The 25,138-nt window shown below is 43.5% G+C and carries 19 protein-coding genes and 1 riboswitch; of the genes, 8 read left to right on the top strand and 11 right to left on the bottom strand.

What is annotated here, in order from left to right; genetic code table 11:
• Positions 1-44: 44 nt before the first annotated feature.
• Together F8L24_RS11030 and F8L24_RS11025 are read right to left on the bottom strand one after the other, a co-directional pair.
• Positions 45-4,061: a hypothetical protein gene (locus F8L24_RS11030; protein ID WP_294955518.1), complete on the bottom strand. Its 4,017-nt coding sequence runs from the start codon at positions 4,059-4,061 to the stop codon at positions 45-47.
• Positions 4,062-4,466: 405 nt separating this feature from the next.
• Positions 4,467-4,542: riboswitch (cyclic di-GMP riboswitch) on the bottom strand.
• A gap of 140 nt (positions 4,543-4,682) precedes the next feature.
• Positions 4,683-4,901: a type II toxin-antitoxin system PemK/MazF family toxin gene (locus F8L24_RS11025; RefSeq protein ID WP_294955548.1), complete on the bottom strand. Its 219-nt coding sequence runs from the start codon at positions 4,899-4,901 to the stop codon at positions 4,683-4,685.
• A 221-nt stretch (positions 4,902-5,122) separates the two neighbouring features.
• Between F8L24_RS11025 and F8L24_RS11020 the strand changes: the two genes are divergently transcribed.
• The gene (locus tag F8L24_RS11020; RefSeq protein WP_294955517.1) at positions 5,123-5,668 is read left to right on the top strand and encodes a Uma2 family endonuclease; all 546 of its coding nucleotides are present in this window, start codon (positions 5,123-5,125) and stop codon (positions 5,666-5,668) included.
• Between the two features lie 29 nt (positions 5,669-5,697).
• Here F8L24_RS11020 and F8L24_RS11015 read toward each other — a convergent pair whose 3' ends face one another.
• Both F8L24_RS11015 and F8L24_RS11010 read right to left on the bottom strand, forming a co-directional pair.
• Positions 5,698-6,117, bottom strand: a complete 420-nt coding sequence (locus F8L24_RS11015) for a HepT-like ribonuclease domain-containing protein (RefSeq protein ID WP_294955515.1) — start codon at positions 6,115-6,117, stop codon at positions 5,698-5,700.
• Positions 6,110-6,418, bottom strand: coding sequence for a nucleotidyltransferase domain-containing protein (locus tag F8L24_RS11010; protein WP_294955513.1), 309 nt, complete (start codon positions 6,416-6,418; stop codon positions 6,110-6,112). The genes F8L24_RS11015 and F8L24_RS11010 overlap by 8 nt, the downstream gene beginning before the upstream one ends.
• A 138-nt stretch (positions 6,419-6,556) precedes the next feature.
• On the opposite strand from F8L24_RS11010, the gene bamD reads away from it, so the two are divergent.
• Together bamD and lon are read left to right on the top strand one after the other, a co-directional pair.
• Entirely contained in the window at positions 6,557-7,210 is a 654-nt protein-coding gene (gene bamD / locus F8L24_RS11005; protein WP_294955511.1) for an outer membrane protein assembly factor BamD, read from the top strand.
• A 60-nt stretch (positions 7,211-7,270) separates the two neighbouring features.
• Complete coding sequence (gene lon / locus F8L24_RS11000) at positions 7,271-9,688, top strand: endopeptidase La (RefSeq protein ID WP_294955509.1); 2,418 nt, start codon at positions 7,271-7,273, stop codon at positions 9,686-9,688.
• 56 nt (positions 9,689-9,744) lie between these two features.
• Here lon and F8L24_RS10995 read toward each other — a convergent pair whose 3' ends face one another.
• The 6 genes from F8L24_RS10995 to F8L24_RS10970 all read right to left on the bottom strand — a co-directional run bounded on the left by F8L24_RS10995 (position 9,745) and on the right by F8L24_RS10970 (position 17,303).
• Positions 9,745-10,113, bottom strand: a complete 369-nt coding sequence (locus F8L24_RS10995; RefSeq protein ID WP_294955507.1) for a response regulator — start codon at positions 10,111-10,113, stop codon at positions 9,745-9,747.
• Between the two features lie 5 nt (positions 10,114-10,118).
• Positions 10,119-13,286: an ATP-binding protein gene (locus F8L24_RS10990; RefSeq protein WP_294955505.1), complete on the bottom strand. Its 3,168-nt coding sequence runs from the start codon at positions 13,284-13,286 to the stop codon at positions 10,119-10,121.
• A gap of 14 nt (positions 13,287-13,300) precedes the next feature.
• Entirely contained in the window at positions 13,301-14,557 is a 1,257-nt protein-coding gene (locus F8L24_RS10985) for a hypothetical protein (RefSeq protein WP_294955503.1), read from the bottom strand.
• A gap of 19 nt (positions 14,558-14,576) precedes the next feature.
• Entirely contained in the window at positions 14,577-14,993 is a 417-nt protein-coding gene (locus F8L24_RS10980; RefSeq protein WP_294955501.1) for a PAS domain-containing protein, read from the bottom strand.
• Positions 14,994-15,117: 124 nt separating this feature from the next.
• Positions 15,118-16,914, bottom strand: a complete 1,797-nt coding sequence (uvrC, locus tag F8L24_RS10975) for an excinuclease ABC subunit UvrC (RefSeq protein ID WP_294955499.1) — start codon at positions 16,912-16,914, stop codon at positions 15,118-15,120.
• Positions 16,911-17,303, bottom strand: a complete 393-nt coding sequence (locus tag F8L24_RS10970) for a hypothetical protein (RefSeq protein ID WP_294955498.1) — start codon at positions 17,301-17,303, stop codon at positions 16,911-16,913. The genes uvrC and F8L24_RS10970 overlap by 4 nt, the downstream gene beginning before the upstream one ends.
• A gap of 202 nt (positions 17,304-17,505) precedes the next feature.
• Between F8L24_RS10970 and F8L24_RS10965 the strand changes: the two genes are divergently transcribed.
• From F8L24_RS10965 to F8L24_RS10950, 4 genes are all read left to right on the top strand, one after another.
• Positions 17,506-18,957, top strand: coding sequence for an FAD-dependent oxidoreductase (locus F8L24_RS10965; RefSeq protein ID WP_294955496.1), 1,452 nt, complete (start codon positions 17,506-17,508; stop codon positions 18,955-18,957).
• Between the two features lie 39 nt (positions 18,958-18,996).
• The gene (nhaD, locus tag F8L24_RS10960; protein WP_294955494.1) at positions 18,997-20,319 is read left to right on the top strand and encodes a sodium:proton antiporter NhaD; all 1,323 of its coding nucleotides are present in this window, start codon (positions 18,997-18,999) and stop codon (positions 20,317-20,319) included.
• Between the two features lie 16 nt (positions 20,320-20,335).
• Positions 20,336-21,877: a glutamine-hydrolyzing GMP synthase gene (gene guaA, locus F8L24_RS10955; protein ID WP_294955492.1), complete on the top strand. Its 1,542-nt coding sequence runs from the start codon at positions 20,336-20,338 to the stop codon at positions 21,875-21,877.
• A gap of 314 nt (positions 21,878-22,191) precedes the next feature.
• Complete coding sequence (locus tag F8L24_RS10950) at positions 22,192-22,515, top strand: hypothetical protein (protein WP_294955490.1); 324 nt, start codon at positions 22,192-22,194, stop codon at positions 22,513-22,515.
• 24 nt (positions 22,516-22,539) lie between these two features.
• Here the strand turns inward: F8L24_RS10950 and F8L24_RS10945 are convergent, their stop codons facing one another.
• Entirely contained in the window at positions 22,540-23,034 is a 495-nt protein-coding gene (locus tag F8L24_RS10945) for a histidine phosphatase family protein (protein ID WP_294955489.1), read from the bottom strand.
• Positions 23,035-23,177: 143 nt separating this feature from the next.
• On the opposite strand from F8L24_RS10945, the gene htpG reads away from it, so the two are divergent.
• Positions 23,178-25,043, top strand: coding sequence for a molecular chaperone HtpG (htpG, locus tag F8L24_RS10940; protein ID WP_294955487.1), 1,866 nt, complete (start codon positions 23,178-23,180; stop codon positions 25,041-25,043).
• The last annotated feature ends 95 nt before the right edge of the window (positions 25,044-25,138 follow it).

The following is a 25,138-nucleotide window of genomic DNA, read 5'->3' as shown; positions in this document are numbered from 1 at the left end:
AGCAGGTCTTTGTAGGCGTCTTTTAAAAGCATTGCACATATGTATCACCAGTTCAGCCTCTTGTTTTCTCCTGAATACGGATCGGTTCCTATCACATGCCCGGTTCTGCCTTCACCCTTCCACTTGAGCCCCTGCAGGAGATAGTGTATAGAAAATTCAGGTAAGCCTTTCTTGGCAGGGTCCGGGTTATATTTCAACCATGCATCAGGGGTTATGGTAATGACAAAATTACCCGGTCGCGGCTGTCCGTACGGATATGTAAATGTCAGGTCAGATGTTGACCCGTTGGAATCAAATGTAATATCGGTATTGATAGGCAGTTCTATTATGCCGTTATGATCAGCTTTGAGCCTTGTTACATTGCCGTCTAATGCTGCTATATGGTTTTCCATACGATACCAGGCAGCCGGTCCTGTATTGTGCAGTTCCTCCTGCACTCCCAGAATATTTCTGCTGGTGTTTGTATCATCGACATGCTGTAAGTCATAACATGTGATCATAGCAGTGTCGTTACAGTAAACATCAACCCTCAGGAAAGTAGTATAGTTATTGTCGTAGGTAATGATATATTCATCACCCAGCTTAGGTGCAACTTTGGCATAAAGGAAGATACGGTTGCTGTCCAGCTGCTGATTTCCGTCGGGTATATAATGCTGTTTCATTTGTGCATGTGACCATGCACCCGGAGAAGAAGCATTCACATCACTGAAAAATACCTGTACAGGATTGGAAGGGGTTGTGTAGTTTTTATCGAAGTTGATATAAAGGTCTACCGTTGCATTGCCTTCTTCTACGGAAGTAAAATTGTCTGCTTCAAGTGTCAGGTTGTTGTCTGTTTCCACATCACTGCCGTCAGAATTACCAATATCGACCAGTGTTTGCTGCAGCGACATCCCGTTTGCCTCAGTGGAGACTCCCGCAGAAATGTTAGAGTCGGGTGTAACACTGTCGGCAGTCACGTTCCCTTCTATCCACAGTTCAACATCTTTAGCTGCACACCCGGCAGTAAAGTTTGTCGTGATATTATTGTCTCTGTCTACAGCACTGATAATACCCTTGACATTGGCGGCCATACCGATATCATTATTATCATTCGCGAGATTATTAAAATAGAGCCAGCTTTGGTCTATATCGGGATTGTTCTTCAGCGTAATACCTGAAAGGTCAAACCGATAAGGGTTAAAGTCAAGGTAGAGATCTAAGTAATTGGAATTATCTTCTTTAATGGTCGATGAAGTCAGACATCCGATCTTGCCCTCGTCATTGACAATATGGTTGGCATCGGAATCGATACAGTCATTGGTAGGGCGGTTGTTAAATACAGGTTTTCTGGCAGAGTATGCCTGGTCGACTTCTGTCCAGTTCGCATCTACGATCCACAGCTTGTATGTACCGACATTGATCTGGGGGTACTGGCCGCTTGGCGGCAGAACATCCGGGAGTGTAACGCTGTCGTCAATTTCACTGTTGATCATTCTAAACCCAAGACTTCGATGGGTTTTGTCGATACACGGATCACTCTGCTGCGTAAATTCCATAGCACTCAGTACGCCGGATTTGTTACTCACATTCGGAATGAGTGTTATGTTTTGTCTGGCAAAAAAGTCTATGTTGTAGTATCCGGTCGATTTCAAGCCGGTCTGATACAAGGTAGCATTGACTTCAAAAGGATACCTGTAGCCGGCTGCAAGCTCAAATGGTTTGACGGAAGAAGCATAATCTTTTGCCTCACTGTTATTTTGTATGAGCATTACCGGTACCGGTAGGGACGAAGTGCTTTCATTGTTGTCACTGATGGCAATTCTAAAGCCGTCAGGGCGTACCGAGAAATTGTCTCTCGAACAGACAGGTGTCGCAAAATATTTTCGCATACACATATAGCATTCCAGCTCATTGCCGGATGAACAGTCATTGCTGCATAAAGAAGTTGTGTCATACGCTGAGACCGTATTGGCATACAGGTTTTGAAAACAGCTTCCATTCAGAGAAGTACAGTTGTGGTGTATAATTTCTCTTTCTCCCGTAGTCGCATTGACTTCATGGGTCAATATCCACATTCTGAAGGCAGCATTTTCAAGAGCGATCTCGTTGTCATATCCATCAATATCGTCAGGAATATTGATCTCGATACGGTCAGTATTGTAAAAGTTTATAAATGTACCGTGGTTGGTACTTCCCAGTGCGGCAGGCTCTTCACAAATACTGTCAAAGCCGACGGAACTGTTATTGTCAAAACTGCCGGCATCAATGAGTTCGACTTCTACGACAGTATTGTTCTTGTCTTGGAACGGATTGCTGAGATCTCCTTCCTGATATCTGACAATATCTACAGCGTAGTCCTTGCCTGCAATCTGGGTATAGAGTGGATAGCGCAGGTATGCTTCATTAACGGGGTCATACTTATAACTGTCTGTTCTTTCGGCATTAAATATATTCCAAATAGGATCATAGGCTGCATTGGTGGGGCATTTTTCAATTGTACCCTGTGTTGAAAGCCTGTAGGGTACCCTGGTGTTCCCCGCAAAATTGATTTCCGTTTGAAGCACAATATCAAATTTTGCATCAATACGATCATTGGTATGCGTATATGTATAGGATGTCTTTGCGTAATTACTTTCCAGAGGATAAATTTTACCCCCGGGTTCTGCACTGTGCGGCGTAATACCACGGCCAATAGGGAAGAAGCCGCTTGCATTGGAGTCAACCGGTATGTAGGCATTGATATTTGGTGGTGAAACCTCCGCAGTGTTTGGTTTGCGCAAGATCCCCAGTGACCCGCTTAAAGGGGTGAAGTCAATTTGCATGCGTGCATCAAGAAGATCAAAGTCGGCTTCCTGGCTTCTCAACAGTATTTTTAGATTGAGCGGCAGCTCATCCGATATGATAGAAGCATTGATCTCCCGGTTCTTTGACGGTATCCTTATGTAATCTCCCATTCTTACTGTATAGTCATAACACAGTTTAGGCATATAGAGTTCCGTGGAGAATGCAAGTACCTGTGGAAAGACCTGGTCACAGTAACGCTTGGAAGCATTATAGACAACACCGAATTTGATATTGGTATCTGTTTGGGCATGGGCCATCATGTTTGAAGTATCGAAAATATCAAGATCTATCCCCTGATAATATGACTTGGAAGGATTGATCAGAGTGTTCATGTTGGTAAAGGTTCCATTGAATTTTTGTGTACCTCTATTCCAGTTATTTGTCAAATCTTCATAGGAACCACGATTTCCCCCGTCTTCAATAGCGAGGGTATCACTGGCCATTCCGTAGTCTCCTCCCCCGCCGAAGAAGAGAAGTTTACTTGAAATAACACCATTTGAAGGTGTTCTGAAACCTTCGAGATGGATCGAGGTTTCAAAGGGTACATCTCTTCTTCCTCCCCATGTGAGAAACTGGTCAAATCCGTTATAAATAGAGATATTCTTATATTTAACATCAGAATGGTCATTCATGGTCTGCTGATCTACATCATATACCACTACGAGGCTCCAGCCGCCAAAATGTCCCATACGTAAGTTACTGCCATACCATTGTCCCCCATTGGCTTCATTGATATGGCTGAAGTACATCCATGTTCCACTATCTGCTCTATCGGTAGAGTTGATATTTCCTACAGTAAAAGTTTTATGGCTGTTGTCATATCCGCCATTTTTTATTATTTGCGTAACATCAGCATAGGCACTATAGAAAAAACGGTATTTGCCACCTCTTTGATAGGCATAATGGTAAGCGGTATGTGTTGGATTGTTGTTTCCGCTGGGAGGAACAGATATCTCATGTACCGTTCCATCAGGTGTTTTCATATGAACGGTATTCCAACCTCTGACATCGCTGTTTACTTGATTTGTATTGTTTGCACTATCATGTATCTGGCCCTGCCAGAAAAGACCTGCCCACACGATATGGTCTTTGGTAACATAACTTGGCAGAGAAAGTGTGGCAGAAGAAGAATTCCTGTTTTTAGAACTTGTTCCCAGCGCATCGATTTCGGAATCTTGGTGCAGCATGTGAGGGGTTGATCCTGCAAAATAGTTGGTACTTTTATCGCCATCCATAATTGTGTTGCCTGTTGCGACGAAATCTCCTTTTACGGAAGTACCACTTCCCCCATAAATAAGGGAAAAATTAGTGTTTACATCAATTTCAATATTACCGCCGTCAAACCTATTCCATGCGTATATATTCGTATAATTCAATATAAATAAACAAGTAATTTTCAATAAAATAATGAATCTTTTCATAAACAACTCCTTTTTCCTGAGAATAGAGTTAGAGTTATGGGAATTAGGCGATAGCGATAGTGCTTAATGCTGTTTTTGAAAAAAGTGAGTAGAAGCATCGAGAGGAGCAAATACCCCCAACAAGAATTTAATGTTTTCATCATGACACCTTTAAAACCCCATCTGTACGACAGGGTAAAATTCGTATCTACATCGGACAAGGATGTGATAAGTTTTATAACTTACAATCAGGCTGTCTCTTTTAAGACCCGTGGCTTTCCGTCCTTGCTTTATAGCAAGTTAGGCCTTTTCTTAAATGCAATACTTTATATATATAGAATATCATAGCTAAGATAAAACAAATATTAAATAAGATTTTTTAATGCTGCGATTGCATCTCAGACTGCCATCATTATACACACCTAACGAAGATGTTGGGGGTGAAGAAGGTACCCTTTATTGTGCAAAATCCAATATTATTTGAATATGCTGCTCGATTTCAAGCATCTCTTTCGCCGTAAGAGATGCCAGTTTTTCAGGGATAATACGGTTAATATCTATCGCTCTTATCTGATCGCATAAAAGTTCTGAATTTTCCATCAGTTTGTTGCGTTTGGGTATGCTGTATCGCAAAGGATAGGTTTTGTCTGTCAACTGTGTTGTCAGCGGTACAATGACGACAGAATAAAGAATAAAGAATAAAGGGGTCAGGTGATGCCAATGCTATTCAAAGCACTTTGAAAACAATGATCTTGTTTTGGGTATCAAAGAGGGGTACCTTATGGTATGGTACATGGTACAAATACTGGTACATACCTAATGTGGACATGGGGACGAAGAAAAACGTAGTTTTTGTTTTGTGGTATAATAGCAGACAGCCAACAAAAGGAGATTTGATGTCAACTGCAACTTTGTTGAACTATACATATGACGACTACAAAAAATGGGAAGGTGAGTGGGAGCTGATAGAGGGGGCGGCTATCTCAATGGCTCCGGCTCCTATGCGTATCCATCAAAATATAGCGACAGAAATCATCTATGCGCTCAGAAAATCACTGGAGGAAAAAGCGTGCAACGAATGTATCGTCTCTTTCGAGAATGATTGGAAGGTTTCGGATACAACCGTATTAAGGCCCGATATTGTATTTAGCTGCAATGACGATGGGGAAAAGTATTTGACAAAATCTCCCAAAATAATTATAGAAATACTCAGCCCCTCCACTGCGAAAAAAGATGAAACAGTGAAATTTGATATTTACGAAGCTGAAAAAGTTGATTATTATCTGATGGTATACCCTGAAGACCTCAAGGCAAAAGTGTATACCTTAAAAAATGACAAATATACTAAAGTGGGTGATTTTACCAATGAAAAACTGCTTTTCGAGACGATTGACTGTGCTCTTGAAATAGACTTCAAAGAGGTATTCAAACGATTCAGGTGAAGAGAGGATTATTTTAGTTTCGGTAGCCTTTATTTTAACCCATCATCTGCACATCCATCACCCACAGAATCCTGTTTCTGTGCTCTTGCAACTTTTTCTATCGGGGAAAGCAGTTGTTCAACAATTGTATTTATCTTGGGAAGTTTATCTCGGATAATGTGTTCGATGACACTTAGGTTGACACCTTCATAGTCATGAGCGATATAGTTTCTGACATCATAACTGCCTTTGAGATCATCTTTGTGAAATCGGCGTAATATATCAAATTCGGCATCTTCTGCAAGCTTATTGAACTGTTCTGCGATGGAAGTCAGATACATTAAAATGGATGCTCTTGAGCGCTTTTCATCCGATAGGGCTTTTGTAATGGACCCATCTTCCCGGTAGATAGTTTCAATGAAATTGATTTTTTTTTGTATGACTTTTAGTCTATCGTAGGGATTAGACATAAATAATCTCTTTCTCAATACAGTTTTTGATATCACTGCTGCTGTCAAGATCATAAATATCGACCTTTTTTGAAAATCGTGAAAAAAGTCTATTTTTAATTGTATCGATCAACCTGAAGTATTCCCAGACATCATGTTCATCCAAATAGGATTTTTTTAGCTTTATCGCAATGTCAATATCACTCAATTGTCCTGCACTGTCTTTTGCAAAACTGCCAAAAAGTCCTATCTTCTCAATTCCCTTTTTCGTAAGTTCATCTTTTATATCGGTCAAGTAAGTGAGAATATGTTCTTTCTGCACTGCAAACCTTTCTTTTTTTAATTATAGCATAAAAGAAAAAAGGAGGTGCCAAATCATTTTTTGAGTATCTCTAATAGACCTCTTACATACTTTGAGATATTATAGTGTTTATAAGATTTATAAAATGACGGGGTAAAAATGTTCAATTTCAAAAAGAGTATTTTGATAGGTATGGCGTTAGCATTTTTTTTGGCCGGATGTGCCAAAGATGATGATGAAGTAGCGGAGTTCAATAAACCGGCACTCTACTGGTACCAGAAGATAGGGGACAGCATTTCAGCGGGGAATATGGACAAAGCAGATGCTTACTATATTTCACTCAAAAGTGAACATATGCGTTCACCTTTGATGCAAACAGCTATGATGATGCTTGCTGTTGCACACATGGACGAAGAGGAATACCTGCTTGCCGGGTATTATCTTGACGAGTACAACAAGCGTTTCGGCGGGGAGAAGAACCGCAACTACATTGAGTATCTTAAGCTAAAAGCCTCATTCCTGGGTATTAAAGATGTCTATAAAGACCAGAAACTTATTATGGACAGTATCAACGGTGCAAAAACATATCTGATGCGCTATCCGGACTCTGTCTATAATCCGCTTGTACAGACGATCCTTGTGCGTCTGTATATGGCGCAGTATCTGCTCAATGAAAATATCGCTGCACTGTATGCCCGTACCGGCAAACCTGAAGCAGCAAAAATATACAGGGCGAAGAACAAGGACTCAGTCATTGAAATGGCAGATATTACGCCGCCTGAGAAAGGCATTATCGGAGAGATCTTCGACTAAAAGCGTGGACTTTTGATATAGAGGTCCCCTCTATTAAAATGAAAAACCAAAGGATGTATAGTGCAACTGAGTGATTATGACGATTTTCCGGCTATTTTGCCTATTGTGGTGGAAGATGAGCTTTTTCTTTATCCTTTTATGATCAGTCCTGTTTTTCTGACAGACCAGAAAGACATCGATGCGGCGACAGATGCCATGGAAAACAATTCTCTGCTTTTCGTGACTTCGTCTGTTCCCGAAAAAGAAGGAAGCCGTGATTTTGATGCCATGTACCGTGTAGGGGTCATAGGTTCTATTATGCGTAAAGTACACATTCCTGACGGAAGAGTGAAAATACTTTTTCAGGGACTTGCACGAGGGAAAATGCTTGAACCGGTAGAAGGTGATTTTAACAAAGCGTTGATCGATATTGTGAAACCTTCCGAGTATGACCCGCTCAAAGTAGATGCTCTGATGGGGGTGCTTCGTGACAAGATCAAGATACTCTCTTCTCTCAGCAGCCATTTCCCTGCCGATCTGGTACGCACCATCGAAGAAAACGATGAACCCAACCGCATTGCCGACCTTGTCTCCTCGATGCTCAAGCTTGACAAAGATGTGGCCTATGCACTTTATGTCGAACCGGATATTGAAAAAAGGCTGCTGGAGCTTATAGATGTGGTAAGCTCCGAAATAGAATCTGCCAAAGTCCAGCGGGAGATCCGCACCAAAGTACATACAAAGATCGAGCAGACCAATAAAGAATATTTTCTGAAAGAACAGCTCAAAGAGATACAGCATGAACTGGGAATGGATACCCAGAGAGAAGAAGAGATCGCTGCCTTTAGAGAAAAGGTAGAAGCCCTTAAACCGTATATGAACGAAGATGCTTTCATGGAGATCAGCAAGCAGCTTGACCGTCTTGCACGCATGCACCCGGATTCTGCGGATGCCAATGTGCTTCAGAGCTATCTGGAGTGGGTACTTGAGCTGCCGTTTGGCAAACTGACCAAGAAAAATCTAAGTGTCAAAGACGTTTCCAGAGAGCTCGATAAAGACCACTATTCTCTGGAAAAACCGAAAGAGCGTATCGTAGAATTTTTTTCTGTACGGGAACTCGCAGAGCTCAGGGGCATTAAACAGAAAGAAGCAGGCGGTGTCATTCTTTGTTTTGCCGGACCTCCGGGTGTAGGAAAGACTTCTTTGGCAAACTCCATTGCTACAGCGCTTGGCCGGCCGCTTGTACGTATTGCGCTGGGGGGACTGGAAGATGTCAATGAACTCAGAGGGCACAGAAGAACGTATGTGGGTGCGATGCCGGGCCGTCTGGTACAGGGTCTCATAGAGGCAAAAAGTATGGACCCGGTGATTGTACTGGATGAGATAGACAAAATAGGGCGCAGTATGCGGGGTGACCCGACAGCGGCACTGCTCGAGATACTCGACCCGGAGCAGAACAGCAAGTACAGGGACTACTATCTGAATTTCAACATCGATCTGAGCAAAGCGATCTTTATTGCCACGGCCAATGATGTAGGACGTATTCCTGCACCGCTTCGTGACAGAATGGAATTCATAGGACTTAATTCCTATACGCCAAAAGAGAAATTCGAGATCGCCAAACGCTACCTGATCCCCCAGGAACTGAAAAAACATGCTCTGAAACGCAGGGAATTCAGTATTTCAGACAAGGCATTGAAAATACTGATAGACGAATATACCCGGGAGGCCGGGGTAAGAAACCTCCGCCGGCGTATTGCAGGACTGATGAGAAAGTCTGCCCGTATGCTGCTTGAAGATATGGGCAAAGACCATATTGCGATCACCAAGAAAAACCTGGAGCATTTTACCGACAAAAAAGTTTTCGAGATATCGCTGGTGGATAAAAAGCCCCAGGTGGGTGTCGTGAGCGGTCTTGCCTGGACAGCGGTCGGCGGAGACGTGTTGACCATTGAAGCGATCAAGATCAAAGGGAAGGGGATGCTCCAGCTTACGGGAAGCCTCGGCGACGTTATGAAAGAGTCAGTACGTATTGCCCATTCTGTCGTTAAAATACTTATCGATGAAAAAAAACTTCCCATAACACCGTCTTGCATTCCCCATACCCCCAAAGAAAGGGAAGAGCGTATTAACGTAGACCCGAGTGAAGTCTATAAGCGCTATGACCTCCATATCCACGTCCCCGAAGGTGCAACGCCCAAAGATGGTCCAAGTGCCGGTATTACTATGGTAACAGCCATTGCTTCTATTTTAAGCGGCAGAAAAATAGACAACAGGGTAGCGATGACAGGAGAAGTGACACTGACCGGGAAAGTACTTCCTATAGGCGGACTTAAAGAAAAGCTTATTGCCGCATACAAGGCAGGTGTGACCAAAGCGCTTATCCCGCAGAAAAATTATGAACGTGACCTGGATGATATTCCGAATGAAGTGAAAAAACATATTAGAATCATTGGTGTGTCCAATGTGGACGAAGTACTGAAAGAAGCGCTGCTTTAAAAACGCAGTATCTGCAGGATGATTCCGCAGATAAATCCGATAGACAGTCTATCGGCTTAGCTGCTCCACTGCTCGATCTTGGCAGAAAGCATTTCTTCTTTGATCGGTTTTCTAAGGAAATCATTGGCTCCATTGTCAAACACTTCCGTTTTTCTTGTATCGTCTGTAGAGAGTACAATGACCGGTATATGGGCATTTGCCATGTCGAGTCTAAAGATCTTGAGGAACTCTATTCCGTCTACGATCGGCATCATGATGTCAAGCAGAATAAGATTGATGCCCGGATCTTTTTTCATTTTCTCCAATGCGTCAGAACCGTTCTCCGCCTCAATAATATCTGTTACCATAGGATTCTTCTTTAAAAGAGTCTGTAATAATTTCCTGTTGATAAAATCATCATCAACAACCAATACTTTTAATCCCATATGTACTATCCTCTATATTTATTGATAAGAGATTCAATCTCTTCTTTAGAATTCACGGATGTGATTATAGCCAGATTCCCGTTCTTTTCGCTGAGATTCTTGTCGGCAAGATCTTCATCGGTAAATACAATATCGTATTTTCCGGATGCAATTTCGCTTTCCAGTGTCTCAGGATCATCGAGTATCACGTAATGATACCCGAGATTGTCCAGCACTTTTGCCAGCACCCGCTTTTCAAGAATGAATTTTTTTGCAATAAGAATATCTTTCTCTGCATGTGCTTCTTCATCAGGGGTGATGACATCATCCAAAGGAATGATCGCCTCGTCAGCGGCTGTTTCAACTGTTTTTTCTTCCTGTTGGATTTCCTGTACAGGTGGTTTTGCTTCGTCAAGCTGCTCTTTTTTCTCTTCAACTGTTACGGTTTTTGCTTTAGAGGCAAGAAATTTATTGAGAATATAAAGCAGTTCACTTGTTTCGATCGGTTTGGTGATATATTCATCCATTCCCTCACCAAGGAACCTTTCTCTGTCGCCCTTAAGCGCATTGGCAGTCAGTGCAACGATCGGTACATGGGGTACTTCCTCATCTTCTTCATAATCCAGGATTTCATGTGTTGCCTCAATACCGTCCATGACAGGCATCTGAATATCCATAAAGAGCAGATCATAGGGGTTGTTTCTTCGTTTTTCAAAGGCTTCCAGTCCGTTGTTGGCAAGATCGACTGTAATGCCGTGTTCTTCAAGAATACGTTTGATAAGTTTCTGGTTAATGATATTGTCTTCGGTAACCAGTACCTTGGCATCGAACATGGTTGCATGTGTCGGAAGCGCTTCTTCTGTCAATTGAGGTACCGTGTCGGCACTTTTTACAAGTATTTCTTTGAGCTTGGTCAGGGTAACAGGTTTAAAGATGACATTGCTTTGGTCTATGTCCATAGCTTCGATCTTGCTTCTGCTGGTGACATTTGCAATGACGATCAGTTGTGATTTGTCAATATGTGCAAGGGCATCGATGATATTCTGTTTTGCTTTGTCAAGATCGATCCAGTATGTTTTGCATTCATTCAGCTGACTGAGGTCGCGGAGTTCATCAATCGTTTCAAAGTATTTGACTTCCGGTCCATAGTACTCAAAATAGGAAGCCAGATACGTATCAAGCTTGCTGGGGATTTCCTGCTGATATTTCCCGATGACCATATCTTTAAAGGCATGCGCATAATTCGTTTCCGTAGAAATAACTTCTTCAACAGGAATAGTGAAGAAGAAGGTGGTTCCCTGGTCTTTGGCACTTTCAAGTTCGAGTGTCCCGCCCATCAATTCGACGAATTGGCTTGAAATAGTCAGGCCGAGACCTGTACCGCCGTATTTTCTGGTGACAGAAACATCTGCTTGTGAAAAGGCATCGAAGATACGTTCCTGCTGATCTTTGGTCATACCGATACCATTGTCCTGTACAGAGAATTTGATACGCGGCATTTTTTCATCTTCATTCTGTACTTTATGGATCTCAAGGTTGATCTCTCCGCCGTAGCTTGTAAATTTGATCGCATTGCTCAAAAGATTGATCAGGATCTCTTTTATCTTGGTAGGGTCGCCTTTGAGTTTTGGACTGATGGCAGGATCCATATAGAAATTCAGGTCGATATTTTTTTCCGAAGCACCGACCGCATAAGTCTCAACAGCACTCTCAAACTCTTCTGCTGCGTCATATACGATATTTTCAATTTCAATTTTGTTGCTTTCGATTTTGGAAAGGTCAAGAATATTGTTGATAATACTCAGGAGGTTCTCGGAACTTTTGTCGATGATAGAAAGGAATTCTCTCTGTTCATCATTGAGGTCTGTACTCCTGAGTATTTCGGTAAATCCGACAATACCGTTCAGCGGTGTACGGATCTCATGTGACATGTTTGCAAGGAAGAGGGATTTGGCTTCATTGGCCTGCAGGGCTGTCAGTTTATCTTCCTTGGCGGTGTCGACCAGTGTTTCAAGGAAGCGGTATGCTTCTTTGGTTCCTTCATGGGTATCGAGGTCAATATTTTCAATATAGGCAGTATCGGATGCAAGATAATGCTCACTGCTTTTCATTTCATCTACGGCTTTGTTCAAAACATCTTCAAGTTCTTTGATGTTTCTTGTAATGTCCCTCGTGGTCGTGAATCCGAGGTAGGCAAGGATCAATGCAAGTAGCAGTATGGCTGTGGCGATGGCAAGCAGCGTCAACTGTTCCTGAAGGTATGTCTCTCCCTTTTTCCAGAGTGCATTTGAAATGACAAGTTCCGCTTTGGAAAAAAGTGCAATTTTCTGTGTCTGCAGTCTGAACCAGTCAATAGGTTCATCCTGGTAGTCGCCGTTATCAACATCGGTCTGAATGGCAGAAGATGTTTCCGCAAGTTCTTTAAGGGCCTCTTTTGCTTTGGGTGCATCAAGAATGGCACGAACATCCCGGCGCAGCTTCTTGTCTGTTATTTCATTAATATTGAAACTGTTTGCTTTTGTTTTGAATTTGTCCCATAGTGCGATCTCTTCAAATGACATGGAAGCACGCTTGGTCATATAGTAGGAAACAAATCCCCTTTCCAGACCGGCATTCTCTTTGACCGTGTAAAGCTGGGTCAGGGTGGAGATAAGAGATGAAATCTTATTGTCAAGTGCAAAATTTTTGATTTGGAGCATATTGCTGAAAATCGGACTGGACAAAGTATTTGTATATCCGTCAAAGAATACTTTTTTGAAAGAAGTTCCCTCTGTGTCTGCCTCTTTTCTGATTTTGGAAATTTTAGGCAGGTTTCTCAGCAGGGCCTTGTACTTTTGGTTGTCGACGAGGTTTCTTTCACCGAGGACACCAAGTATAAAAGGGAGATAACTTGTTTCATCTGTCTGAAGAGAACGCTTGAGCTGCGAAAATGTTATGTCTGTACTTTTTCTCTGTTTGGCAAGCGGTTCGGAAAAGCTTTTTCTGCCGCTTCCCATGTACAGTGCGGTTAATCCCCGCTCTTTACCGACGGCAGTCAGTGATTTGCTCAAAACGGCATTGTTCGCCAGCACGGTTTTGAGTGCATTTGCTTTTTCAAAGTTCAGATAGGAAGTGATAAAGAAATAACTTGAAAGCAGGATAAGGAGTATAATAGGTACCATTGCTACGAGTTTAAGTCGGTTACGTATAGTCATTGTTTCAATTCCTTTTATTTTGATTTGAGATTAAACTGGGTCTCAAAAGAGATAAAATGTGCCCAATAGTCTTTAATCAGCTTTTCGAGCTGGCTGCTGTCTTCACAGAACTGTATTTCATAAAGTGTATCTGAGAGCGGATTGATCCGAAGATTGCTTGCGGTACCTTTGAGCAGATGGCCGATCTTCTGAATGGTATCAAGGTCGCCTTTTTCATAGGCTTTCAGCATTTTATCTGTTTCTTCATGTGCCTGTTTGATAAAATCATGAATAAATTCTTCGATCAGTTCCGGCGGCAGGCTGAGTTCTTTGGCTGCCTCTTCTACCTGAAAATCAAAATGAATGGGTTTCACATCTGAAAGATCGATCGTACCGAAACTTTTGAAGTTTTCTGATGGACCCTCTTCTCTTTCCACGGAAACCGTTGTTTCTTTTTTCTCTGTATTTTCCGGTTTGGAAGTGGTCAGCCTGCTCAGCGTATCGTAGAAATGCTGTATGGAACTGTCTATATCTTCGGATTCCGTATATTTGAGCTGTTCAATGATTTCTGTGATGATGGGGAGCTGTAATACATTGGAAAGATGAAAGAGTGTATGTGTTGCCGCGGTCCGTTTGTTGTTATCGTCACTTCTAAGATCTTCTTCAAGGGAGAGGGCTGTGTCAATATATTCCGTAAGGAAAGTATTGTAATCCTCTTGTGAAATACCTATGTTTTTTGAAATCTGTTCGACATCTATATAGACGGGGGCAGAGGCTTTGGCTGTCACTTCTTTGTCTTCTATCTCGCCGATCGTCTCTTCGGCTTTGCTCGGGAGGATCAGATCGAAAAGATCGTTTTCTTCTTCCTCCTCTGTTGCTTCTTTTTCTGCTTCTTTGACTTCAAGCGGCATGCTGATATCGTCCTGAACAGTATCTTCTTTGATCCCAAAAAGTACTTCGTCATCATCAAGCAGAGAGAAGTCATCTTCTTTTTCTTCCGCCTTTTCGGGCAGGACTGGCTGCTCTACCACCGTATTTTCGGTAAAGATCTCTGTCGTAAGACGGACAAGCGTCATTGTACCCAGAACACTTGAAAGTGTTTCCCGGTCTGCATGGTAGTGTGCCTCATCCTTTGGTGTTTTGACAGTAATGCCCTCCTCATCTGTCGAGAATTCAATGGCATTAAGCGCTATCTGCCTGTAAAGCGCATCTGCATTCTCAAGCTTGAGAAGGTCGAGCAGGGCGGAACTTGCAGCGATAATCTGGTCGTTTTGGTTTGTGATATAATACATCTTTTGAACAACTCCTTGTTTACTTGTTTTCTTCTTCGACCAATGCTTTGTAGACTGGAACTACTTCTTCGATTTCGGCTGTTGTGGCCGGTCTTCTTGCAGCAGTATAGCCGGTAATTTCGCCTTCTTCGTTCATAACAGGTGTGATGTGGGAATAAACCCAGTAGTAGAGCCCGTCTTTTCTGAGGTTTTTAACGATCCCTGTCCATTCTTTTCCGGAACGTATCGTTTCCCACAATTCTTTAAACGCCGCTTTTGGCATATCCGGATGCCGTACGATATTATGGTTCTTTCCGGTGAGTTCCTGCTTGGTATAGCCTGCAATATTGCAAAAAGTACGGTTTGCATAAGTAATGATACCTTTAAGGTCTGTAGAGCTTACGATCAGCCCGTCTTTGAATCTGTATTCTTGATCTATAGGATCAGGACGTGTCATGAATTTTCCTCCCTTAATGCAGTCTTCCGGCAGAGATTAGTAGAATCTATAATAAGACTTTAGTACAATTAATCTGAAAATGCCATGAAAAAGCTTCTTTTTTTAGTAAAAAATATCAAATAGGCTACAATTCTTCAGTATTATTTTTGATAATACTGGAAATTTTCCTATTTGTAACTTTCTCTATCTCTTCCGCCGAAGCATTCCTAATAGCATCAAAGGTACCGAAATAGTCGATGAGTTTTTTTACGGTGGCTTTACCGATGCCTTTTTGCTTGAGCAGGGAAATTTGTGTGTCCTCTTTACGCTTTTTGTTCTGGTGATACGTGATGGCATAGCGGTGTGCCTCATCACGCTGCCGCTGTATCCAGTGCAGGCGTTTGTCTCCCGGTTTGAGTTCGATGATGCCGCCGGCTGTATAGAGGATATCTTTGGCGGCACCTTTGGCACGGTGTGCTTTTGCATCGAGTTTTTCTTTGGCGATCGCTATGACATCTAAATTGATCTGTGCTTCTTTGAGCAGGGAAAAGGCAAGGTTGAGGTTGGCCTGTCCCCCGTCGAGAATCCAGAGGTCCGGTGCCGGTTCCGTTTTGAAATGTTCGATACGCCGCTTCAGCATTTCGCTCATCTGTCCGTACTCGTCACGCGCATGCAGTGTATAGCGGCGGTAAGCATTTTTGTCCCATTTGTTTTCGTTCCATACTACCATGCCGCCGACCGTAGCGGCTCCCATCATATGGGAATTGTCAAATGTTTCAATACGGTAGGGTATGACAGAGAGATCGAGCAGATCGGCGATCTTCTGTTCCATTACAGTATCACTTTTGGTATTTCGCAGCAGTTCCCGACAGTTCTGAAGTGCCAGCTCGGTCAGTTTTGCTTTGGCTCCCCGCAGAGGGTTTTCTATGACGATCTTTTTTCCGAAACGGCTGCTGAGTGTTTGTGCTACCTGCGGGGCATCTGCAAAACGGTGGGCGGTAAGAATCGTCTGGGCAGTCTGGGGAGTGTCTATCGTATAAAATTCAAGCAGTGCCTGTTTATAGGCTTCATTCTCTTCAAAAATATGGGTATGCCTGAAGTAGTTATAGGCACTGGAGATAATTTTGCCTTGGCGCATAAAAAGCTTGACGACCACGCCCCGTTCATCACCGTTGAGAATAGCGAAAATATCAAGATCCGTCTGCTTGGCAAGGTCGATGTCGGAACGAACGGTCAGTGCCGAGATCGCTTCTATATTGTCACGCAGTGCAGCTGCCTCTTCAAAACGTTCCTGAATGGCCAGCCTGCCCATTTTCTCTTTGAGGGCATCTGTCAGTTTCCTTCGTTTGGTAATGGCTGTTTTGGCTTCCTGTACGATTTGGTTGTACTCCTCCGGAGAGATACGCCCCTCACAGGGGGCAAGACATTTGTGTATCTGAAAAAAAAGACAGGCTTTGCCTTCGCGAAGACAGGCTTTCTTCTGTACCAGAGGATAGACTTCATACAGGGCATCAAAAAGGGCTCTTCCTCCGGAAGGGAAAGGGCCGTAGTAGGTGATATCTCTGCCTTTGACCACTTTGCGTGTGATCTCAAAACGCGGATAGGCTTGTGATTCATCGATATAGATATACGGATAGGTCTTGTCATCCCTTAACAGGATGTTGTATTTGGGTTTCAGCTGTTTGATCAGGGAATTTTCCAAAATGAGCGCATCTTCTTCGCTCCCGACAACAACATAGTCAAGGCGTACCGCTTCATGCAGCATTTTGATAATGCGGGGGCTCTGGGCCGGGTTGACAGAAAAATCAGGGGTAAAACGCCAGTAGCTTTTGACCCTGTTCCTGAGGTTTTTGGCCTTTCCGACATACAGCAGTCTGTCCTGTGCATCAAAATACTGATAGACACCCGGAGAAGGGGGAAGGGATTTGATGGTGGAAATCATGAATGCTGCCCCCGGATCTGTGCTTTGATGGCTTCGAATTTGGCCTTGATGTCTTCATCCAGGCTTTCAATACAGAAATCAGGGGAAGCCAGTTCATTATAGAACGGAACGGTAGCGTTTTGACTGCTGTGTTGGATGACTGAACGGTATTTGCTGTGGAAGACCACCACTTTCTGTGCCCGCAGCATTTTACAGCTTTTGTCTATGTCGGAAAGCTGTGTTAATACGCTCTTTAATATATCTTTATTATAATTGAGTTCCATTTTGAAGCCCGGATGTGTTACGGCTACAAAAAGTGTCTCGTTCCGTATGTAGACAAATGCAATGGCTTTTTGCCACTTTGCACCAAGCAGGGAGAGATATTTTTTGTAACAGGCATGCTGTTTCAAAGATTTAAACTGAGGTTGGTCGGTAAGATGAGAGAGAATCATAGACGCTTTTTTCATGCAATGATTATAGCATCACTTTGCTGTATCGTTTTGTCGGGATGCGGTTACAAGACAAATCCGGTCTATGTGCCGGATACCAATCAGACAAAGAAATGAAAAAATACAGAGGAGCTTTGAGCACCCTGCGGAACAAAGGATCTTTTTGAATAAGTATGATGTATTGATAATCGGGGCGGGTATTGCAGGTTTGTATGCCGCTATGCAGCTTCCAGAAAGCAAAAAAGTATTGGTGGTCTGTAAAGATATTCCCTGGGAATGCAATACCTTTTATGCTCAGGGCGGAATGGCGACAGCACTGGATGAAAACGACGTGCCCCTGCATGTCTCCGACACGATGGCTGCAGGTGCATATCATAATATAAAAGAAGCAGTTGAAATACTTTCCCGGACTTCCCTCGAGACGACACCGGATATTATTGCCAAAGGGATGGCATTTGACCGTGCTGCGGACGGAAAACTGCTCTATACCAAAGAAGCAGCACATTCGGTAGCACGTATTATCCATGCCGGCGGGGATGCAACAGGGCGTTATATGCACTACTTTATGATGCTGCAGAACAGGCACAAGCTGCAGAAAAACACGCTGGTCTATGATCTGCTCATCGAAAACGGAAGATGTTACGGTGTAAAGGCAACGGTCAATTATGAACCGACGACCATTTATGCGGATGATGTGATCATCGCATCCGGAGGGGTGGGGTCGCTTTATGCGTACAATACCAATTCCCGTACGGTCTCTGCCGACATTCACGGTATTTGTGTGGAAAAAGGGATTGAACTTGCCGATATGGAATTCATGCAGTTTCACCCGACAGTTTTTGTTGATACACCTTTTGCAAGAAAACTTCTCCTGACTGAAGCGCTTCGCGGGGAAGGTGCCCACATCATAGACGAAGACGGAGAGCGTTTTCTGTTTGAATATGACGAACGTGGGGAGCTTGCCAGCCGGGATATTGTATCCAGGGGTATTTTCAAGCATAAACGCAATACGGGAAAACAGGCTTATCTTGATTTCTCGATGTTCGAAGCGAAATGGTTTGAACACCGTTTTCCGAATATTACACATACTTTTGCCGGACTGGGATATCATTTTCCCAAAGACAAAGTGCCTGTTTCTCCGGCTTTTCACTATGCCAACGGAGGGATCAAATGCGATGTGAACGGCTGCATTCCAGGTATGGAAGGGCTATATGTGATAGGTGAAGCAGCACGCACCGGCGTACACGGTGCCAACCGTCTTGCCTCCAATTCGCTGCTTGAAGCAGCGGTTTTTGCCAAGCGTGCAGTCGATCACCTCTTGGGCAGAGAACACCAGCAGATAAAAACACCTGAATTTGAGAAAGATTACGGTAATATTCTGCACAAAGAAAATGATAAATCCTATAAACAGAAACTGCGTCAGGTGATGTGGGAGGATATAGGGATTATCAGAACGACCCGGGGACTTCTTGAGGCGAAAAATCTGATCTATGATATGAAAAACCATGAGATAGGACGACTGCTTCAACTGCGTCTCAATACCGCATCTGCCATTGTGGATGCGGCATTGGCGCGTACGGAATCTCTGGGGTCGCACTATATCGAGTCTGAGTAAGACTGTACGATGTACAGTACCATATATACAGGAGAAAGAATGACAGAAGCAGCAGCACATTTGGATTTGACGACGACGTGGGTGGGGATACTTTCCCTTATCCTGTTTGTCGCCGCATACTATTTCATCGCCGCAGAAGACAAGTTCCAGATCAACAAAGCAAAACCGGCCCTGCTTGCAGGTACAGGTATCTTTATGCTTATCGGGGTTTATTATGCTATGAACGGACTTGACGGACACAGGCTGGAGCATGAGGTTGAACTGCTGATCTATGAGATCGCCGGTATCTTCTTCTTCCTGATGGTGGCCATGACATACATTGAAGCCATGATCGACCGTGGTGTGTTCTCGGCACTTCGCTATAACCTTGTTTCCAAGGGCTACAGTTATAAAAAGCTTTTCTGGGTGACGGGTCTGCTGGCTTTTTTCATTTCTCCTGTGGCAGACAACCTGACAACGGCACTGATACTTTCAACCGTACTGATCACGATCGACAAGGAGAATAAAGCCTTTTTGGTTCCCGGAGCGATCAATATCGTTGTCGCTGCCAATGCCGGAGGTGCCTGGTCTCCGTTCGGCGATATTACAACATTGATGGTATGGGTGGACGGAAAAGGTGCCTTCAATGAATTCCTCTATCTTTTCCCGGCGTCTATCCTTGGGTGGTATGTAACAGCATTTCTTCTAAGCCGTTTTGTGCCTGAGGGCAAGCCCCCGTTCAATGCAGAAGAGAAAAAAGCAGTGATCCTTGAAGGCGGAAAACAGATTATCGGTCTTTTCGCCCTGACGATCGTTTTGGCTGTTGTTTCACACCAGGTACTCCATCTGCCTGCCATGTGGGGAATGATGTTTGGTCTGGCACTTTTGAAAATGTATGTGTACTACATTAATCAGAATTCCGGTCCGACAAAGCTCAATGCTTTTTCATGGATCGCGCACATAGAGAATGATACACTGCTCTTCTTCTTTGGTATTCTTGCGGCGGTCGGGGGCCTTCATTTTCTCGGGTTCCTCGAATACTTCACGGCACTGTACGATAAATTCGGTCCGACAAGCGTGAATATCGGTGTCGGTTTCCTTTCTTCTGTAGTCGACAACGTTCCGGTAATGTCCGCAGTACTCAAGGCAGAGCCGAATATGGGTGCATTTGCCAAAGAACAGTGGATGCTGGTAACCCTGACCGCAGGTGTGGGCGGTTCACTCATTTCGTTCGGATCGGCAGCAGGTGTCGGTGTCATGGGCAAATTGCAAGGTATCTATACGTTTAGCTCCCATATGAAATATGCCTGGACCATTCTGGTCGGATATATCATTTCAATAGCAGTCTGGTATTTCCAGTTTATCGTACTGCATATCGGATAATTAAAGGATGTCATTAATGAAACAAGTACCTGTCTTAGTTCTGGATTTCGGTTCCCAGTACACGCAGCTCATTGCACGCAAACTCAGAGAATCGGGTGTCTATACTGAAGTTGTACCATATCGTGAAAAGATTGAAGATATCAAAGCAAGAAAACCGCAGGGGATCATTCTCTCCGGTGGACCCGCTTCTGTCTATGCAGAGGACGCCTACAAACCGGATGATGCTATTTGGGATTTGGGGCTGCCTATTTTGGGAATCTGCTACGGCATGCAGCTGATCACACAGCATTTCGGCGGTTCTGTTATTCCCGCAGACCATCATGAATACGGCAAAGCAAAACTGCATATCGAGAATGAACATTCTCCCATTTTCAAAAATGTGACACAGGATTCTATTGTATGGATGAGTCACGGTGACAGGGCGGAAAGGCTTCCTGAAGGGTTTGAAGTGGTGGGTACCAGTGAAAATTCGCCCTATGCGGCCATTGCTGATGAAAATCGCAAGATCTATGCTTTTCAATTCCATCCCGAAGTCCATCATTCGCAAGAAGGTACACAAATGCTGAAAAATTTTGCCAAGCATATCTGCGGATGCGAAAGTACCTGGAATATGGGCTCTTTCGCTAAAGAGAAGATCGCAGAAATTAGAGCGCAGGTCGGTGACAAAAAAGTACTTTGCGGTGTAAGCGGCGGAGTGGATTCATCGGTGGTTGCGGCGATGCTGCATGAAGCACTTCCCAAAGAACAGCTTATCTGTGTATTTGTAGATCAGGGACTCCTTCGCAAAGATGAGGCGGAGCAGGTACAGGCGATGTTCAGAATGCTTGATATCCCCCTTATCACTATTGATGCAAAAAAAGAATTCATGGAAGCACTTGCGGGTGTGACCGATCCTGAAACGAAACGAAAAGTGATCGGTGAGAAATTTATAGAAGTTTTTGATGAGGAGGCGAAGAAGCATACCGATGTCAGTTTCCTTGCACAGGGAACACTGTACACGGATGTCATTGAGTCTGTTTCCGTCAAAGGTCCTTCCAAAACCATCAAATCACACCATAATGTGGGCGGGCTTCCGGACTGGATGACCTTTGAGCTCGTAGAACCTTTGAGAGAGATATTTAAAGATGAGGTCAGAAAGCTGGGACTTGAACTCGGGCTTCCCAAAGACATGATAGGCAGACATCCTTTCCCTGGTCCCGGTCTGGCTATTCGTGTCATGGGTGATGTGAACGAAGAAGCGCTCAGCCTGCTTCGTGAGTCAGATGCTATTATGCAGGAAGAACTCAAAGCGACCGGCTACTACGATAAAGTATGGCAGGCATTTACCGTGCTTCTGAACGTACAGTCAGTGGGTGTGATGGGTGACAACCGTACCTATGACAATACCGTTTGTATCAGAATGGTAGAATCTGTCGACGGCATGACGGCTACCTTTGCGCACGTACCGCACGATGTACTGGAAGGAATGAGCAGACGCATTATCAATGAGATCGACGGGATCAACCGTGTGGTGTATGATATTTCCTCCAAGCCACCAGCCACCATCGAATGGGAATAACTTGCTCCTTATTTTGCATCATCTTTGGATGATGTGACGCAGTCACTTACTTCTGAATAAGCTCCTTCGCACAAACATCCAAACCTGATACAAACTAAGGGCAAGTGACTTTCATGCTTTACTACATCTTTGACCAAACGGTTTCGTTTTGTTCGGTCAAAGATACGGCAAATTAATGGCATTATCCTGTTTCACATCTTATTGCATCTGTGAGGGGTGTTTAGTCACTTCTGACGGACACCTATCTGCTGTCACAGCCTTTCTTCCCCCTTCAGCTAATTCCTGCTATACTATTTCCAAAAAAGGGGATATTGATGAAGAGAACATTAATAATGGCACTTCCTGTAGTGGGAATGTTTATGACGGGATGTAACCAGACACCGGATATACCGTTTGTTGACAGCGGCAAAAAGACCAGTGAATGTATCGTTCTTGACGAAAAACTGGTCAAGGTAGATAAATTTACATCCAAGATCAGAAGTTTGCCTGCCTCACAGGTACAACCTTATCTGGCAACCCTGCCCAGCTATTGGATCACGAGCAGTGTGGAAAAAAGAATTGTCCTGAGGGATGCAGCGAGGAAAAAACAGCAGCTTCTGGCTGAAAAGCAAAAGATGGAATGTCCGCCTGCCAAATAACCATTTTACAATATACGGATCGATTTAGCTGCTGAACATTTTCGGAAAGATGAAAAAGTCCATTTTAGCCTGATGTGTTCTGACGGCTTTCCATGTGTTTGTCTTTAAAGTGAGACCGACGATACCGAGTGTCGGAATATTATCAATATATTCTGATGTCAGTCTATTGCTGAATTCGGTTATTTCCGGATTATGCCCCACCAAAAAAATATGCGTATATCGTTCATCCGTATTTCGGAGCCTTTCCAGCATTTCTTCCGGCTCTGTGAAATAGAGTGTCTTATCGAAAATGATCTCCCCCTCATACCCAAGCACTTTTGCCAACCCTTTCGCCGTTTTCTTTGCACGTTTTGCCGCAGAAGAAAGTATGAGGTCGGGCATGATACCTTTTTTCTTCAATGCTTTTGCCATCAGTGAAATGGAGCGTTTGCCCCTTTTGTTCAAGCCCCGGTCAAAGTCATTTTTGCCCGGGTCGCTCCAGTCTGATTTTGCATGTCTGATCAAATATAGTTTTTTCATAAAAACAGTATACCAAAAGTAGAATAAATCAGGAAACAAATGATACTTTAGTCACTTTCGCTAAAGTATCTTTCAAGAAAACTTGAAATTTATCTAAAAATATACTATAATCCCACAAAAATAAGACAACTTAGGAGAAGCACATGGCAAAACATCAGTTTCAAACAGAAATAGGACAGCTTTTAAAGCTTATGACCCACTCGCTCTATTCGAACAAAGAGATATTTATAAGAGAGTTGGTTTCAAACGCGAGTGACGCGCTGGACAAATTCAATTACCTTTCTTTAACGGATGAGAAATTCAAAGAGGAGAACTGGAGCGGGAAGATTTCCATCAAACTTGACAAAGAGGACAATTCATTGACGATCGGTGATAACGGGATCGGTATGAATGAGGAAGACTTGATGGACAATCTCGGGACCATTGCAAAATCGGGTACGAAAGCCTTTATGGAGAATCTTACCGGTGATGCGAAAAAAGATTCCAATCTTATTGGACAGTTCGGGGTAGGTTTTTACTCGGTATTCATGGTGGCTGAAAAGGTCGATGTCATTTCGAAAAAAGCCGGAGAAGATCAGGCCTATATGTTCTCTACGGACGGAACAGGTGAATATGAGGTCAAGCCGGTCACGAAAGATGAACACGGAACGGTCATTTACATCAAACTCAAAGAAGATGAAAAAGAGTTCCTTGACAAATGGAGAGTACAGGAAGTTGTCAAGAAGTACTCCAATCATATCGCCTATCCGATCATGCTGAACTATACAGAAGAAGAGACAACAGGCGAAGGTGAGGAAAAAGAGACCAAGACGGTTCAGAAATCCGAGCAGATCAATGAAGCAACGGCACTCTGGACACTGCCGAAGTCCGAACTGAAAGAGGAAGACTACATCGAGTTCTATCAGACCCTTTCCCATGGTGATGATGAGCCGTTGACCTACCTGCATAACAAGGTAGAGGGTGCTAATGAATTTACAACACTGTTCTATATTCCCAAAACAGCACCGATGGATCTCTACAGAGCGGACTATCAGCCGGGTGTAAAACTCTATGTCAAGCGCGTTTTCATTACCGACGATGACAAAGAACTGCTGCCTCCGTATCTGAGATTTGTCAAAGGGATCATCGATTCAGAAGATCTTCCGCTCAATGTATCTCGTGAGCTGCTTCAGGAGAACAGGATCCTTGCCAACATTAAACAGAACTCCGTCAAGAAGATCCTCGGGGCGATCAAAAAACTCGACAGCGAGAAGATGGAGATATTTACGGAACAGTACAACAGGGTGGTCAAAGAGGGTATCTATACGGACCATACCAACAAAGAGACACTGCTTGAGATCGTCAGATACAAGAGTTCTATGGAAGAAGGCATGATCTCCCTTGATGACTATATTTCACGCGGGGATTCAGAGAAGAAAGAGATCTATTACATTGTAGGCGAAGATGAGAAGGTATTGAGAAATTCACCGCTGCTCGAAGCTTATAAAAAGGCGAATATTGAAGTGCTCATCATGGATGACAATGAAGTGGACAGTATTGTTTCCCCTATGATCGGTTCCTATAAAGAGTGGACATTCAAGGATATCACTACGATAGAAGCACCGGACAGCAAAACGGAAGAGGAAAAAGAGGAGATCAGCAAAGAGTTCAAGCCGTTGACGGACAAGATCAAAGAGATATTGGGCGATGAAGTCAAAGAAGTGAAGATTTCTACACGTTTGACCGACAGTCCATCCTGTGTACTCAAAGATGCTTCGGACCCTATGGCAGGGATGGCGGCGATGTTCGCACAAATGGGGCAGGAGATGCCGGAGATCCCGCTTATTCTTGAAATCAATCCGGACCATAAAATGATCAAAAAACTTGAGAATGTAAAAGAAGATGCGCTTTTCAAAGATCTTGCATGGATCCTTCTTGACTCCGCCAAGCTTTCGGAAGGTCTGGAGCCGAAAGACAAAGGTGCCTTTGCCCAAAGAGTGGCCAATCTTGCAACAAAAGTAGTATCATAAAATGTGACACAGGCGGCCTTTCCCGTCTGTGCCAATATGTTTCATTTTAATTTTCACATGTTATAATCTTCACCATTCAAAGCTATAGGATATTA

The organism is Sulfurovum sp. (assembly GCF_015493435.1).
Taxonomy (GTDB): domain Bacteria; phylum Campylobacterota; class Campylobacteria; order Campylobacterales; family Sulfurovaceae; genus Sulfurovum.
Note: the sequence above shows the minus strand (reverse complement) of the source record. Positions and strands in the feature narration are given on the sequence as shown.